The sequence below is a fragment of the Paenibacillus sp. FSL A5-0031 genome, from assembly GCF_001956295.1.
Taxonomy (GTDB): domain Bacteria; phylum Bacillota; class Bacilli; order Paenibacillales; family Paenibacillaceae; genus Pristimantibacillus.
This window is the reverse complement of sequence record NZ_MRTD01000023.1, coordinates 1-15,197: the sequence shown is the minus strand read 5'-3', so window position 1 is coordinate 15,197 and position 15,197 is coordinate 1. Positions and strand designations below refer to the sequence as shown.

The following is a 15,197-nucleotide window of genomic DNA, read 5'->3' as shown; positions in this document are numbered from 1 at the left end:
ATTAAAAATCCCCCTTCTCGTATTTAGCAATTTTGGCTTTCAATTCTTCAATTTCACGACGTAGTGCTTTTTTCTCCAAATCATCCATCATGCTATCGAACTGTGACGATGTTGTAGGCTGGGATGAAGGTGCCGGTGCACTCCAAGAGCCTGGCGCTTGCGGCGGGTTTTTGTAAGGACCACCGAAAGGCGAATTTGTATGTTGATCGAATCCTGGGTTATAACCTCCGCCATAACCGTTTCCGTTTCCGTTACCAAAGCCGTTTGGACCGAAGCCGGAGTAGACAGGCGGTTCTTTAGGAACAACCATGCCTGCAATAATATAGATCAGAATAACAGCTCCGCTTGTGAAGATCGTAACGACTATAAGTAGAATCCGCAGCAGCGTCGCATCCACATTTAACATTTCCGCTAATCCACCGCAAAGACCGAATAATTTTTTGTCTCGAGAAGATCGATACAGTTTTTTCAAGACGACCATCCCTCTTTCTCAAGCTTACGTTTCAGCTGCTCAAGCTCTCGTTCAATAACCGATTGCAATGTGTTGCCCGCTTCGGATACGAATTCTTGACCCATTTTGCGAATGTCGCGAAGACTCTTTGCTTCATGCTCCATGCCGCTTATACGATCCTCCAGCTTTCTAAACACAGAACCCGATTGAATGCCTTGATCACCGAAGCCGCTCGTATATCGAGCGTTCATTCGTTGTTGAAGCCTTAGTGATTCCATACGAGCTGCATAATATTCACGCTTGTCATATACCGATTGGTATTCGCTGCGCATCTCGCGCAGCTGTTCTTCAAGATCAAGCGTGTTTTGACGGCTTTGCTCGAACAGCTCACGGTATTGAATTGAACGCTCTTCGCAGCTAGCTTTCTCATGCAATGCGATTCTTGCCATTTGCTCCTCGCCAGCCTTCAGAGCTGTCAACGCTTGATTCTCACGGCGTTCCTTTTGCTCTTCAGCTTGCAGCCATTGTGCTTTCAAGTGATTGCTATGTCCTGCATACTGCTGATATAATTTCTCAGCTTGGATAATATCTTCTCTTGTCGACCAGAGGAATTGATCAATCAACCGTACTGGATCCTCTGATTTTTCAAGCCGTTCATTTAATGTAGCGACAGTAATGTCGCGAACTCGCTTCATAATGCTCATTCAATGTCCTCCTTAACGTTTTGCGGTGCAAAACCAGCTTCATCTATCTTTACATTTTATAATGATTCGCAGCAACTAAAATGCTCTGCGTTTGTCTTTCTTAAAGAGGCTCACACCAGCAACGATTAAGCCGATTGCTAGAAGCAGTAAGATGATACCGCCGAGTTTACCGAAAATCATCATGCCGCCGATTGCAATAAGTATTCCGCCAATCCATTTCTTATTGTTCGACCAACCGACAACCCCCAATCCGATTAGTATGAACGGGAGCAAAAATCCGAATATTGCACCAAAATGAACTCCGACAAAATTAAGTACCGCGATACTGCCGACGATGACAAGCAACACGCCCAAAGCGCTTTTTCCATTCATCTCCATTTCCAACTCCTTTCGACTATTAGAATTTATTCATTTTTCTTTTCTTGCCTTACGTGTGTTGCTCTTGCTTATGTACTTAGTTTAGATCAATTTCTCCTTTTATAAAACGGACTTTCGGCGGTTTTCTCACTAGACTTAGGTCGAGTGGGCAGCCCGCCTCTAGGGTCAAATGCGGGTTAATACCCATATTTTACAGCTTAAACTACTAATATCCCTGTGTTACGTTATTATCACACAGGAGGTGTATACGCTGCCAATGAAAAACTATTCGATTAAGAAACTCATTGTAGCTGGCTTTTTGACTACCGTATTATTAAATACTGGAACCATTCCTTTCCAAACAAATGGACATGTCTATGCAGCATCATCATCGGTGGAGAAAATAATTGCAACAGGAATGAAATACTTAGGGACACCCTATGAGTTCGGCTCTGATCGAAGCACAACGAAAACATTTGATTGTTCAGATTTCACCAAACACATATTTGAAAAAGCAGCGGGCGTAACGCTTCCTTCTACCTCTGCTCTGCAAGCAGCTTATATTAAGAAAAATTCAGCGATTCAAACAGACTGGAAAAACCTAAAGCGCGGTGACCTCATGTTCTTTATGTCCTATCACGGCAGCAGTACGGCAGGTTATTCGCGTTTAACGAAGTCAAAACAAACGATAACTCACGTAGGCGTTTATTTAGGCAATGGAAAAATGCTCGATACTTATTCGAAGGAAAGCGGCGGCGTACGAATCGACAACATCGACAATACACACTGGGAATACCGTTTTGTTTTTGGCGGAAGCGCGCTCTAGCCGTTTTCTTATCATTAAAAAGTGCCGGTCCAGCTACGAAAGCGCATGGCCGGCACAACTTATAAGCTTTGAAGCTTATTTGCTTGCAAGAAATTGATCGAATTGCTTTTGCTTCTCCGCTATTATTTTCTCGATACCTGCCGCTTTCAGCCTCTCGATATACTCGGGCAGTATTTTATCCACATCTACAGATCCTGTTTCAAGCGCAGTTTGGTACTGCCTATCCACATTGCCGACCGCAGCTACTTCAGCCCTTACCGTATCCCCATTAAATACGAAGCCAAGACCTGGTGAAATTTTTGCCTCTTGGTTAAATTGCTTGAAGCTATTCCACTTCATTGGGTCTTCACTTTCCCATACATAATTTAAAAACTGATTGCCGAACATCCACGTGGTTCCTGGATTATAATTTTGGGTATACTCGGTAGGCCTGATCACATTCTCACTAACCTTTATATAATGCCTGCCTTCAATCCCGTAGTTCAATAAATTGTTTAAGTAAACATCTGTATGCAGCAGATTAATAAACATCATCGCTCGCGCTGGATCTTGTGAGGTCGAAGAGATAGCCAGCATGGACCCCGCGGTCTCTGACGTTGCTATCGTCTTCACATTTAACGGCAGCTGCGCAAGCTTTCCGATCATCCCCGTCTGAATCGCCAGCTCTTCACTTTTGCCGGGCTTTAATGCGCCAGTTATTGAAAAAACATCTCCGGATCTCAGCGCCTCGCTGTTCATCGTCTGATTCGTAGCCGCATCTTTATTAATGTACCCTTTCTGAAAAAACTTGCGTGTGATATGAAGTGTATCTATATAACGGCCCACTTCATAGGCAGGCAAAACCTTAGTGCTTTCTCCATCCTTCAAAATGACCCCAGGAATCGATGTATCTCCTAATGCATCAAAATTCCCAATGTAATGTGTATTAAACGATTCCCCCATCTTCAGATAAAGGGGTGTGATCTCCGGCTTTTTCTCTCGGACAATCTGATAAACCTCATCTAAGTCTTCTATACTTTTCACCTTAGTCATATCTATTCCAAGCTCTTCAGCTATATCCGCCCGATAGATAATGCCTCCCTGCGCAGCAAGCTCCTTGTTTGTTGGAACGGCATAATTATGTCCCTCAATCTTGGCGCCTGCCAGAAATACAGGGTCAAGCGATTGCAAAATGCCTTGGCCATACTGATCTAGAAGCTCATCAACGACTAAAAAAGCACCTTTTGACACATTAATCGCGTGTTTATTCCATTGCGCTGTAAATAAAATATCAATCTTTTCACGTGATGCGATCATCAGATTGACTTTATCGTCCCACGGTCCCCAGTCAATTGGAATAAGGTCTATTTTTGCATTTATTTTCGTTAATAAGTAGTCATTCATGGCCGCTTCTATTTCTTCTTCATCTTTCTGCGGTGCACCTGTATATACAAACTTTAGCGTATACGCTTTTAATTGAAGAATGTCAGAGTTGTCGGCTTCATCCATTTCTCCTGAATCCATTGAAACGCTTTCATTATTGAATTCAAGTTGGCTCTTGGCTTCACTGTTGTTCCATGCCGGTTCTGTGCCTGACTCATTTGAACAAGCTATGATTAGAAAGAAGCAGGTCAGCAGGAGCATCCTTGCACGCATCAAATGGTAATTCGATCGAGTCATACCCGCTTAGCCCCCTACTGCATGGATGAATTGCATTTGTTAGCTTAATTGTAAGGAATACACAAAAAATTGCAAGCAAGAAAAACCCGCGCCTTTAGAAGGCGCGGGTTTCATTGTACGTAATCACAGGTTGTTTACTTGCTGGCTAGGAACGCATCAAATTGCTTTTGTTTCTCCGCAACCACTTTATCAACGCCTGCTTCCTTCAATTTCTTATCATATTCAGCTAACGTTTTATCGACGTCGACCGAGCCTGTTTCAAGCGCTCTTTGATATTGACGGATTACGTTTGCCAATGCTCCAACTTCCGATTTCACTGGCTCGCTGTCGAATACGAAACCAAGGCCTGGAGAAACCTTCGCATTTTGGTTGAACTCTTTAAATTTGGCCCACTTATCTGGGTCCTCTGTATTCCAAACATAGTTCAAGAACTGACTGCCGAACATCCAAGCCGAGCCTGGGTTATAGTTAGCTGTATTTCCTGTAGCTGTTATGATTTCTCCACTGCGTGTATAATGGTCGCCTTCAATACCGAAGTTAAGCAAGTTATTGATTTCCTTGTCTGTATGAAGTAAATTAATCAACATCATCGCACGGTCTGGGTCCTTAGAAGTGGAAGAGATACCTAGCATCGAACCAGCAGTTTCAGATGTGGCGACTGTTTTTTCTGTCATCATGATTTGAGCAAGCTTCCCAGTCAGGTTAGAAGCGCTTGCAATCTCTGCGTCCTTGCCTGGTTTCATTGGCTCAATCGTAGAGAATACGTTGCCTGCCTTCCAAGCGTCTGCTGAAGCAACTTGTGTAGTCGCAGCATCTGCATTAATGTAGCCTTTCTTGAAATAGTCACGAGTCAGATTTAAATATTGCTTGTAGCGGTCAAGCTGCTCCATAGGCATCACTTTAGTATCGTCTTTATCTTTAAGAATGGCGCCAGGAATCGTTGAATCGCCCAAGAAGTCGTAATTGGCGAAGAAGTGCGAGTTGAAAGCGCCTGCCGTTGTATACAGCGGAATTAATTCCGGCTTTTTCTCCTTAACGACGGCATATACAGCATCAAGATCTTCTGGTGTTTTCACATTGCTCATATCAATGCCAAGCTCATCGGTAACATCTTTGCGGTAGACGATTCCGCCAGCAGCTGCGAGCTCCTTGTTCGTTGGAACACCGTAGTTTTTGCCGCTAATTTTTGCCCCTTCCAGAAACGCAGGGTCTAATGAATCTTTAATGCCTTGACCGTATTTATCAATCAGGTCACCTAGATCCAGAAATGCGCCTTTGGCAACATATTTAGCATGACCATTCCACTGCGCCGTGAACACAATGTCCACTTCTTCCCTCGAAGCAACCATCAAATTGATTTTATCATCCCATGCACCCCAATCGATTGGCCTGAGATCAATCGTTGCGTTGATTTTTTCAGTAAGCAGCTTATTGAGTGCTTCTTCTACTTTTTTCTCATCTGTTTGCGGTGTGCCAGGATATACGAGAGAAACTTGATATGGCTTCAAATCTGATGCTGGCGGCTCTTCATCCGTAGTGACTGGTTTATCCGTTTCGGCAGCTGGCGCTTTTGTTGGCTCTGCGTTGTTTTTCCCGTTGTTTCCTGAACATGCGGATACAATCAGTACGATGGACATCAGCATGAGAAGAAGCATCGATGTTTTTTGTTTAACTTGCTTCATAGCGGGTGGACCTCCCTCAAAAATTTGGATTATATGCTAAATCGGCGTTGCCGATTACAGCCGTATGATTGCTGACAGTCATGAGTTCAACCTTTTACAGCGCCGACAGTCAGCCCTTTTACAAAATATTTTTGAAAGAACGGGTAGGCAAAAATGATAGGACCGATTCCAACAACAACCATAGCCATACGAACTGTCTCGCTCGGAAACTTAAAGGTTCCTCCAGCCGCAATAATAGCTGCCGCCGCCGTACTGTTATTAGCTAAAAACTGAATGTTCAGCATCGTCTTATACATGAGGTATTGAACAGTTATGTTCGATTCCTTCGTTATGAACACAAGGCTGAGAAACCAATCATTCCAATACGTTAACGTCTGGAAGAGTGCTACTGTGGCAAGTACCGGAAGCGATAACGGCAAAACGATTTTGAAAAAGATCGTCAGCTCTCCCGCTCCATCAATTTTTGCAGACTCCAGTATGGCTACAGGAATGGTCGTTTGGAAAAACGTTCGAATGATTAGAACAAAAAACGCAGCAACTAAAAGCGGTACAATAAGAGCCATTATCGTATCCTTCAAATCGAGCATTTGAACATATACGAGATACCAAGGAACTAAGCCCCCTGAGAAAAGCATCGTAAAAAATACGAAGAAGGTAAAAAACTTGGCATGAGGAAAATCTGATCTGGATATTGGATAAGCGTACAGCGCCATGATCATTAAGCTAAGTGAAGTTCCGACAATCGTTACAAAGATAGAGATACCATAGGATCGAAAAATCTGGGTCGCATCTTTGAATAGGAACTGGTACGCTGCCAAATCAAATTTTGAAGGAATAAATTGATACCCTTCCCTGACAACTGTACTTTCATCGGAGATCGAAACCATAATAATTAAAATGAGCGGTACGATACAAAGCAACGAATACACTATAAAAAATATATTGATGCCTAGAGAAGCCGGAAGTGATAATTGGTTTTTAATATTAGATCCGGAAGGTATTTTCTCAATCTCAGCTGCTTCCATAGGATCACCTCCAAACAAAATTTTCGTAAATATCCTTCGATAGCAAGACTCTAAAATAACGCATTATCTTTATTAATTCGGCGGACCACCCAATTCGAGAAAAATACTAATGCGAAGCCGATTACGGATTGCAGCAATCCTGCCGCTGAGGATAAACCAATATCACCAACCGTTAGGAATGTGCGATAAACATAGGTGTCGATAACATTTGTTACCGGGAACAACACACCCGATTCTCTTGGCACTTGGAAAAACAAACCGAAATCCGCGTTAAATATTTTTCCGATTTGCAGCAGTGTCATAATCGTAATGATCGGCATGATGAGCGGGATCGTAATACTCGTCATTTGCTTCCACTTGCTTGCTCCGTCTATGGTTGCAGCTTCGTAATACTCATCATCTATGCCAATGATGGCTGCCATATAAATGACGGTAAAGTACCCCATGCTTTTCCAGGTGTTAACGATTGGCAAAATATAAGGCCATACCTCCTGCGTGAAATACCATTGAACCTGTTCAAGTCCAAGCGCCGGCAGCAGCGAAGTGTTCAGATACCCATGCTGATCGCTCAAGAAGCCATAGACCAAATAACTAATGACGACCATCGATAAAAAGTAGGGCAGAAACATAATCGTTTGATGAAGCTTTGCGAGAAAACGGCTTCTGATTTCATTAAGCATGATCGCAAAAGAGAGCGGGAATACCAAGTTCAATACGATAAAACCTGAGTTGTACAGCAGCGTATTCCTTGTAATGATCCAAGCGTCTGATGTTTTGAACAAATACTCAAAATTTCTCAACCCGCTCCAGGCGCTTCCAAATATTCCATCCGCGTAATTAATGTTTTTGAAAGCAATTATGATTCCGAACATCGGAATGTAATTGTTCAGCAGCAGCAATACGATGGCTGGCAGCATCATTAGGTAGAACATCCAATACTTGCGAAAAATACGGAGCTGAGACATTTTTTTCATTGAACTCTTCGGAATATAGGCAGCTGTTGTTATCGCTTCCGTCGTATGTTTCGCCAACGCCTTCCCCCTCCTCTTTCTAAAACTCTTGTGTTCCATCTAGGTATAATTGTATAAAAAAAAGACGCCGACATCTGTCGGCGCCGTGACCATATTAACGGTACAGTGACTTTTCAATCATACATCCTGAAAGTTTTTACGATACTCTTGCGGTGTAAGCCCCGTCGTTTTCTTAAACAGCTTAGAAAAGTGCGAGAAATTACTATATCCTACGTTTATGGCAACATCACTTATTCGGTTATTTGTTTTTTCAAGCTCGATTCTCGCCTTGGCTATACGCATTCGAACCAAATAATCCGTTAACGAGTAACCCGTTTCCCTACGGAATAAACGAGATAAATAAGCTGGATTCAAATAAACAGACTCGGCCGCTTGCTCACGGCTGAATTCCTCTCCCATATGCTCTTCCATGTAGCGCTGAACCTTCTCCACTACTTGTGACACGTCCTTGCCGTTCTGGTTGGCATAGTCCGTAATCTGCTGGCTCAATTGCTGTGTCCATGTTCGCATGCGCGGCAATGATTTGAGAATGTTCTCGCCTACCTCCCATTCTCTATGTACAAACACGTCCGTCATTTGAACCGACTTTTTATTCAACCATTGGAACACCATATTCATATACCCATAATAAAACGATGCCATATAGGTATAATCAACTTTCAGCTCTAACATTTGGTCAAAGCATTCATCTATTCGCAAGGACAACTCCGTCTGCTTGCCGGATTCCAGCAATAGTGCCCAGTCAGCGAAGGGGGCTTGCTGAAGTGTATTCAGTCCTTGCTTCTGAGTATAATCACGCTCCATTATAATCGCACAAGTATTGCTGACGTTGCTTCTCTCTAAGGTAAGCAGCGTTTGTATTGTAGTACGGAGCTGCTTCACCTCCGCTGCTTCGCTTATATAACAGGATAACGAGCAATTCAGCAGCGTTTTGCATTGATCAATAAATGTTTTGCATCTGGCATGCAGATCATTATTGCCTTGCTTGTCACCTAACGCTCCACTATAAAATATTGCATATAAAATCCCGCTGCCATCTTGCACAATATGGCCAGATTCACCTTGAAGCACGATCTCTTCAGCTGCATTCTTAATTCCGTATGTCATGATCTCCTCATCACGGGCCGACCATTCCTCCCGCCACTGCTCGATGCTAATAAGCACGACGTGAATCAAGCTGTCCGCTTCAAGCGGTAAACCATAGGTTTGCAATGAGAAATTGAGCTGTTGCGATGCCGCTGATAAACGGTAGTGAATGACATCTTGCCAGAAACGCTCAATTAATATAGGCTGCTGCTTGCTCCATTGCTCATAAAATAAGTTGTATGTCCCGCGAATTTTTGCCAGCTGCTCCAAATCACGAGCTTTTTCCAGCGCCTCATTCACACATGCTTTTAGAGCGTTATGATCAATTGGCTTGAGCAAATAATCGAAGCAGTCAAGCTGAACCGCCTGCTGCGCATATTTAAAATCCGCATGACCGGTCAAAAAGATTGTTACGCTGGAAGGGGAATGCTCATTCGCCCACTCTAGCAATTCGATACCGCTTTGATTTGGCATATCAATATCCGATATCATAATGTGAATCGTATGCTCAGTCAGCAAAGCCTGAGCCTCTTCCGCATCTATAGCCGTATAAATGCTCGCAATCGGCAGCGTTGACCAGTCTATGCCATTCACGATGCCTCGAATGGCTATCTCCTCATCATCTACAACCAATAAGTTATACAACTGCTCTCACTCCCTCTGTAAGCTTAGGAAATACGATAACGACAATTGCTCCGGTGCCCTCCGCTTGATTGCGGAAAGTAATTGATGTCCGTTCGCCATACAGCAGCTGTAGTCTATGAATGACATTCATAATGCCTAAGCTGCTCGATTCGCCTTCCTGCAGCGGTTCTTTGTTTTGCAGCTTCTCCAGCACCTCAGGACTAAAGCCCGTACCATTGTCGCTGATCGATAACGTAAATCCATGCTCGGAGTCCATTTCCGCACATATTTTGATTTGGAAAAGCTGCCTCCTGTTTTTGAACCCATGAATGATGGAGTTCTCTACAAAAGGCTGAATGGTTAATGCCGCAATAGGATAATGCAAAATGTCTTCGATTCCCTCATAGGTACATTGCAGCTTCTCAGGGAACCTAATTTTTTGAATCGTCATATAGTTTTCGATATGCATTAGTTCTTCCTTAAGTGTGATCGTATCCCGATTGGCTTTCATAATAAAGCGGAAATAATCAGCAAGATGCAGCGACATCTTTTTCACCGACTCTGTATCGCCTAATGCTGCTAAATTATAAATAATATTTAAGCTGTTCATATAAAAATGCGGATTAATTTGCGCTTGGAGCTGCTTAAGCTCTCCTTGCTTCACGCGGAGCTGCTCCTCGTAAACATCAATTTTCAAGGTTTTAATTTGTTCAGCCATGATGTTGAAGGTGTTTCCTAGAAACTCAAATTCAAGCGATTTGTTTTTCTTCAATCTAACATCCAGCATTCCTAAAGAGATTTTCTTCATTCCTAGAATAAGCTCATGCAGCGGCTTAAACAGCATATTCCTCATAAAGAACAAATAAATAAGCAAAATAGCTAGAAACCCAATTGGAGCAAACAACGTCGCATTTCTAAAAAATAATAAATTACGCAGCAGCGTCCGCTCAGGTATAACGACTCGATAAGCGATATCCACCATTTCGCTCATTCTATTCATAACAAGATAGGTTTCGCCTGTATTTCGATCAGTCAACGATTCATACGGTTTCTTCGATATTTTATAGCTGAGTTCCAGCGGCGCTAAGTTTTCCGTCAATGACTGAACAAGTTGATCGCCAGCGCGTAAATAAATGCCGTTATGGCCGATATCACCGTCACTCCATTGAATCGATAACATTCTGTTTATATCCTGTACTTTAATGATTGCGCCGACGTATAAATCATCTGACACCTTAATGAAATTGATCAAAAAAAACTTCCCTGGCAACCGCTCATCTGCTCTGACCTCCCATAAATGTTGATCATTCATAAGCAGATTTTCTTCCTTTGTCATTGAATCCATATGCGTTTTTATTATTTTTTTTGTATCATTATATACGCTTTTTGTTCCAAAAATAATATCTTTATCGTGATATAGAAATACAGCATCAATCAGATTATAGACACCAACGTCGCGATTTAGCTTCCCATCAATTCTAATTTTCGTTAACGTATAACCGTCACTATCCATCGGAAAGGACATTAGCAAGCCTACGTCGGTATCAAGCACTGACATTTTATAAAGATAATCATTAATCTGCAATAGATTTTGATCCGTTTGCCCCACGTAAATATCGAGTGTGTTTCGATAGGTCTCAGATACTTTCTCTCGAACGATCTCACGTGAGTAACTGTTGTTAATGAGCATATAAATAACTACCGGCAGCATAACTGCCATAAACCCAATAATAAGACGAGTTCTAATCGATTTACCGAACCTCACGCTCCGCTTCCCCCTAATATCGATTGAATCATAATCATATTACCATTTAAAGCGTTTTCTTGAAATCACTTAAAATCGATACGCCGACCCTTTTTTTCAAATCTATTTAAAACATAAAAAAGCGCATATAGGATTTTCACCCCACATGCGCTATCGTCATTCTTTATTAAATCTCGACTTTCTTTTTTAACAAATAAATCATTAGAAACAAGTAACCTAAAGTAAACGCTAAATCCAGTAAAAATGGTCCGAATAAAAAATCTACATTAAATGATGAACCAAAGGTAACAGATCCGCTATTCGATTGAGGTACATTGACTGAAACTATACCCATCATCCCTTCTTTTTGGTCAAATAACTGATACGTTAACCAAGAAGCAATGCTTTGTACTCCAAAGAAAAAGACGATCCCGATCCATGTAGAATGCTTCACTCGGAAGCTGCGCGCCACTGTAATGGAACATAGAATCGAGAGCATAAAGGATGTGTACATCCAAATATAGCTTATTACCATTCCGAATACAGCGCCGTTCTCTAAAGAAATATGTTCTTTGAAATATTGAATATCCATATCCGAAAATGCTATGAAGATCGCGATATGAATAGCTGCTATAATCAAAACGAGCAGCATGATGATCCAGCCTAAAAGGATAGCAGCACCTATTCCATTGATTGGGTGCAGCGGCAGTAAGCGCCGGCTGTAGGATTTAATGTTTCGTTCATACGTCCGGCAGCAATGGATGAACAACAAGATAAAGACCATTACATAGCCGAAAATACTAAACGCTGTAATAAGACCTTCATCCCAGTTGCGCGTCAATCCCGTGATACTGAACGCTGCTTCTAGTATGATAAAGATTGCAAGCGTGCTGAGGATACCATCGTTGCTTCGCTTCCAATCGTATTTCAACAGCTTAATCATTCCCCAAACACCGCCTTAAACATTTCATCAACGCTTTTACCGTGAGCCAGTCGTATATTTTCTACCTCATCCTGCAATACAATCTTACCCTCGCGTATGAAGACAACTTCATCGAAGATCCGCTCAATATCGCGTACAAGATGGGTTGAAATGATTAAGCTGCTTTCTTCGTTATAGTAGTTAACAATCGCATCCAAAATTTTCGTTCTTGCTACTGGATCTACGCCTCCGATTGGCTCATCAAGCAAATACAGCCTCGCATTTCGTGATAATACGAGTGTAAGCTGAAGACGTTCATTCATCCCTTTAGATAACGCGCTTACCCGATCGCGTTTATTCAAATTCATGAAAGCAAGCATTTCATCTGCTTTCTTATGATCAAAATCGGCATAAAAATCCTTATAAAAATCAATTGCGTCCTCTACGCGCATCCAGCTCTCTGTGAGCGGTTGATCTGGCATAAAAGATGTAATTGCTTTTGTCTCATTGCTTACAAGCTGCCCGTTAATCGTTACCGTACCTGAACCTGGATGAATGAGTCCTGCAGCTATTTTCATCAATGTGCTTTTGCCACTGCCATTGCTTCCTAACAGACCAACAATCTTGCCAGGCGCCAACGTGAGTGATACTTGGTCTAATGCCTTCTTGCCGGCGAATGACTTTGATACCTCTGTCAGCTTCAAAATGCTTTCCACAGTCCTATCACTCCTTTTCTTTATCTTCTTCTTTTACCGCTTGTGAAACGATCGTTATGATATCGTTATTTGCAAAGCCCAGCTCCTGCATCCCTTGAATAAAGCGACCTAGCAAATCTCCTGCCATTTCTTTTTTGATATCCATTATTTTCGACTCCTCACTAGTGACATATCGGCCAAGCCCGCGCTTCGTTTCAACGATTTGTTCTCGCTCAAGCTCCTGAAAGGTTCGTTGTATCGTATTCGGGTTGATTTGTAGCTCTAATGCAAGTTCTCGTACCGCTGGTATTTTATCCCCAGCCTTCAACTTGCCAATGACAATTTCTTTCTTAATATAATTCATGATCTGCAAGTAGATTGGCAAATTATTATCAAATTCTATGCTCACAATATGTCCTTCTCCCTTCAACTGCCCACTTGAAAACGTTGCATGTTAGGCAATATCCCGTTTTTTAAACGTAACAAAGCTAATGACCAAAAACAAACACACATATGCTGCACACACAACACTCGGGAATAACATTCCGCCAGATGACGATTCATTACCTGTAAATAATGATAGATCTGTATTCATAAAGAGTAGATATTTGGAGAAATCGTAGCTTGATAATAACATTTTCATTAAGCCTTCCAATAAGACAGCAGTCATGCCTATTCCTATTGTCGCTCCAGATGATCTTGTTAAAATGCCGAACATAAACGTTAAAGTTACATAGATGGTTGTATAAACCGTTTGAAATAACATTGATTTCGCAACATCCAACCAGGATACTTCCCCAGTCACTTCAAATCCAAATGCGATTCCTCCTGCTGCAAGAGCAGTAGCTATTGTGAAAATGATGAGCGAACAAACAAACAATATAACTGCTGTATATTTTGATGCTAAAATTTTGCTTCTACCATGAGCTCGTATGAGCAAAAACTTAACGGTTCCTAATTGATGTTCCTTTGCAACGATACCAGCTGTGAAAATAATGGCTACAATCGTTACGATCTGTCCGACTCCATTTGCCATGATCGATCCAGCAAATTCTAGCATAGTTGGATATTGATCGCCAGACATTTTCCAAACTAAATAGGTGAAACCTACAATCGTAAGGAGCATTACTGCGTATGCAATGAAGAAGCTTCGTTTCTTTGACATTTTCAACCATTCGTTTAATACTAGTCCGTTAAAATTAAGCAATGCGACTACCTCCAGTCCATTTCAAAAACTCGTCTTCCAGTGATATCTTCGTTTCAGTGATTCGATAAATTTTAATATTGTCTTCCCCTAGCTTGCTTACAACCTGAGGAATAAGTTCATTCTGAAGAGCTAATACAAGCTCGCTGCTATCTTTTAAAAGCTGAATAACTTCAACCCCATCTATACTTGTAGAAATCTGGCTTGCTCGCTCAATATCATCTACACGAACAACAACGGATAGTTGCTTGGATTGCTCTTCCTTATCGCTTAGTGAACGATGAGTCACATATTTGCCTTCCTGAATAACAACGACTCTGCTGCACATGAGCTCCATTTCTGAGAGTAGATGACTCGATACAAGAATCGATATCCCTTCTTGGACTGCTATTCTTTGCAAATATTGTCTCATTTCGCGAATGCCTGCTGGATCTAAACCATTAGTTGGCTCATCCAGTATTAATAACGATGGATTGTCTAACAGTGCTTGTGCAATGCCTAGACGCTGCCTCATTCCAAGAGAGTATGCTTTTACTTTCTTATTCATTGCTGCCTCTAAACCTACCAGCTCCGTAACTGCTTTTATCCGTTCTTCCGTAATGCCTGATGACATTCTCTGATATTGCTTTAGATTATCATACCCAGTCATATATGGATAAAACTCGGGATTTTCTATAATAGCTCCGATATGCCTTATGGCACCTGTAAAATCATTACGTATGCTTTTTCCTTGAATAAGCACGTCACCCTCGGACATTTGAATCAAACCCACAATCATTCGGATTGTCGTCGTTTTACCTGCACCATTTGGCCCAAGCAACCCTACGATTTCTCCCTTGTGAATATCAAATGACATTCGATCTACAATTGCCTTGCCTCCAATACGTTTGGTTACATTTTTTAAAGAAAGTACGGGGATTGTTCCCTTTATTTCAGAAGATGATTTCATCATTTCCTTACCTCCATCGTCTTAGTGTTCTAGTTAAATAGTACGCTAGGTCTAAACAGATGTAAAGGGGCAATTTTCAGGTCGATTTTACCTATTATGAAACTAAAACACAAAAAAACTCTTAAGATCATTATGATCTTAAGAGTTTGTGTTAGAAAAGTTGGTGCCGATGAGAGGACTCGAACCTCCACGGTTTCCCTCACGATTTTGAGTCGCGCGCGTCTGCCATTCCGCCACA

15 protein-coding genes are annotated in these 15,197 nt (G+C 41.9%); 1 reads left to right on the top strand and 14 read right to left on the bottom strand.

The annotated features are described in order from the left end of the window. Nucleotide 1: 1 nt before the first annotated feature. The 3 genes from BK120_RS28985 to BK120_RS28975 all read right to left on the bottom strand — a co-directional run bounded on the left by BK120_RS28985 (nt 2) and on the right by BK120_RS28975 (nt 1,527). Nucleotides 2-481 (bottom strand): PspC domain-containing protein, encoded by a 480-nt coding sequence (locus BK120_RS28985; protein ID WP_179089920.1) that lies wholly within the window; start codon nt 479-481, stop codon nt 2-4. Then, complete coding sequence (locus BK120_RS28980; protein ID WP_076270983.1) at nt 469-1,155, bottom strand: PspA/IM30 family protein; 687 nt, start codon at nt 1,153-1,155, stop codon at nt 469-471. Before BK120_RS28980 ends, BK120_RS28985 begins: the two co-directional genes overlap by 13 nt. A gap of 75 nt (nt 1,156-1,230) precedes the next feature. Next, nucleotides 1,231-1,527, bottom strand: a complete 297-nt coding sequence (locus BK120_RS28975) for a LiaF transmembrane domain-containing protein (protein ID WP_076271055.1) — start codon at nt 1,525-1,527, stop codon at nt 1,231-1,233. A 262-nt stretch (nt 1,528-1,789) separates the two neighbouring features. On the opposite strand from BK120_RS28975, the gene BK120_RS28970 reads away from it, so the two are divergent. Then, a complete protein-coding gene (locus tag BK120_RS28970; RefSeq protein WP_076270982.1) occupies nt 1,790-2,338 on the top strand; it encodes a C40 family peptidase in 549 nt (182 codons plus the stop codon). Nucleotides 2,339-2,413: 75 nt separating this feature from the next. Here BK120_RS28970 and BK120_RS28965 read toward each other — a convergent pair whose 3' ends face one another. The 11 genes from BK120_RS28965 to BK120_RS28915 form a co-directional block, all read right to left on the bottom strand. Beyond that, nucleotides 2,414-3,997 carry an ABC transporter substrate-binding protein gene (locus tag BK120_RS28965; RefSeq protein ID WP_076270981.1) on the bottom strand — a complete coding sequence of 528 codons (1,584 nt, stop codon included), beginning with the start codon at nt 3,995-3,997 and terminating at the stop codon, nt 2,414-2,416. A 134-nt stretch (nt 3,998-4,131) separates the two neighbouring features. Then, complete coding sequence (locus BK120_RS28960; RefSeq protein WP_076270980.1) at nt 4,132-5,679, bottom strand: ABC transporter substrate-binding protein; 1,548 nt, start codon at nt 5,677-5,679, stop codon at nt 4,132-4,134. Between the two features lie 86 nt (nt 5,680-5,765). Beyond that, complete coding sequence (locus BK120_RS28955) at nt 5,766-6,704, bottom strand: carbohydrate ABC transporter permease (protein WP_076270979.1); 939 nt, start codon at nt 6,702-6,704, stop codon at nt 5,766-5,768. A gap of 50 nt (nt 6,705-6,754) precedes the next feature. Further along, nucleotides 6,755-7,678, bottom strand: a complete 924-nt coding sequence (locus tag BK120_RS28950) for an ABC transporter permease (RefSeq protein WP_076271054.1) — start codon at nt 7,676-7,678, stop codon at nt 6,755-6,757. A 174-nt stretch (nt 7,679-7,852) separates the two neighbouring features. After that, nucleotides 7,853-9,466 carry a helix-turn-helix domain-containing protein gene (locus tag BK120_RS28945; RefSeq protein ID WP_076270978.1) on the bottom strand — a complete coding sequence of 538 codons (1,614 nt, stop codon included), beginning with the start codon at nt 9,464-9,466 and terminating at the stop codon, nt 7,853-7,855. After that, nucleotides 9,459-11,210, bottom strand: coding sequence for a sensor histidine kinase (locus BK120_RS28940; RefSeq protein ID WP_076270977.1), 1,752 nt, complete (start codon nt 11,208-11,210; stop codon nt 9,459-9,461). Before BK120_RS28940 ends, BK120_RS28945 begins: the two co-directional genes overlap by 8 nt. A gap of 166 nt (nt 11,211-11,376) precedes the next feature. Beyond that, nucleotides 11,377-12,132, bottom strand: a complete 756-nt coding sequence (locus tag BK120_RS28935) for a hypothetical protein (protein WP_076270976.1) — start codon at nt 12,130-12,132, stop codon at nt 11,377-11,379. Continuing rightward, nucleotides 12,129-12,827 carry an ABC transporter ATP-binding protein gene (locus BK120_RS28930; RefSeq protein WP_076270975.1) on the bottom strand — a complete coding sequence of 233 codons (699 nt, stop codon included), beginning with the start codon at nt 12,825-12,827 and terminating at the stop codon, nt 12,129-12,131. Before BK120_RS28930 ends, BK120_RS28935 begins: the two co-directional genes overlap by 4 nt. A gap of 7 nt (nt 12,828-12,834) precedes the next feature. Beyond that, nucleotides 12,835-13,215 (bottom strand): GntR family transcriptional regulator, encoded by a 381-nt coding sequence (locus BK120_RS28925; protein WP_076270974.1) that lies wholly within the window; start codon nt 13,213-13,215, stop codon nt 12,835-12,837. A gap of 45 nt (nt 13,216-13,260) precedes the next feature. After that, entirely contained in the window at nt 13,261-14,013 is a 753-nt protein-coding gene (locus BK120_RS28920) for an ABC transporter permease (RefSeq protein WP_076270973.1), read from the bottom strand. Then, nucleotides 14,006-14,962, bottom strand: coding sequence for an ABC transporter ATP-binding protein (locus BK120_RS28915; protein WP_083682591.1), 957 nt, complete (start codon nt 14,960-14,962; stop codon nt 14,006-14,008). Before BK120_RS28915 ends, BK120_RS28920 begins: the two co-directional genes overlap by 8 nt. Nucleotides 14,963-15,197: the final 235 nt, after the last annotated feature.

What these genes read in the sequence shown, in the direction of transcription:
- BK120_RS28950 (WP_076271054.1), bottom strand. Translation starts at nt 7,678, where the DNA reads ATGAAAAAAATGTCTCAGCTCCGTATTTTTCGCAAGTATTGGATGTTC.
- BK120_RS28970 (WP_076270982.1), top strand. Translation starts at nt 1,790, where the DNA reads ATGAAAAACTATTCGATTAAGAAACTCATTGTAGCTGGCTTTTTGACT.
- BK120_RS28935 (WP_076270976.1), bottom strand. Translation starts at nt 12,132, where the DNA reads ATGATTAAGCTGTTGAAATACGATTGGAAGCGAAGCAACGATGGTATC.
- BK120_RS28965 (WP_076270981.1), bottom strand. Translation starts at nt 3,997, where the DNA reads ATGACTCGATCGAATTACCATTTGATGCGTGCAAGGATGCTCCTGCTG.
- BK120_RS28975 (WP_076271055.1), bottom strand. Translation starts at nt 1,527, where the DNA reads ATGAATGGAAAAAGCGCTTTGGGCGTGTTGCTTGTCATCGTCGGCAGT.
- BK120_RS28980 (WP_076270983.1), bottom strand. Translation starts at nt 1,155, where the DNA reads ATGAGCATTATGAAGCGAGTTCGCGACATTACTGTCGCTACATTAAAT.
- BK120_RS28915 (WP_083682591.1), bottom strand. Translation starts at nt 14,962, where the DNA reads ATGATGAAATCATCTTCTGAAATAAAGGGAACAATCCCCGTACTTTCT.
- BK120_RS28960 (WP_076270980.1), bottom strand. Translation starts at nt 5,679, where the DNA reads ATGAAGCAAGTTAAACAAAAAACATCGATGCTTCTTCTCATGCTGATG.
- BK120_RS28985 (WP_179089920.1), bottom strand. Translation starts at nt 481, where the DNA reads ATGGTCGTCTTGAAAAAACTGTATCGATCTTCTCGAGACAAAAAATTA.
- BK120_RS28955 (WP_076270979.1), bottom strand. Translation starts at nt 6,704, where the DNA reads ATGGAAGCAGCTGAGATTGAGAAAATACCTTCCGGATCTAATATTAAA.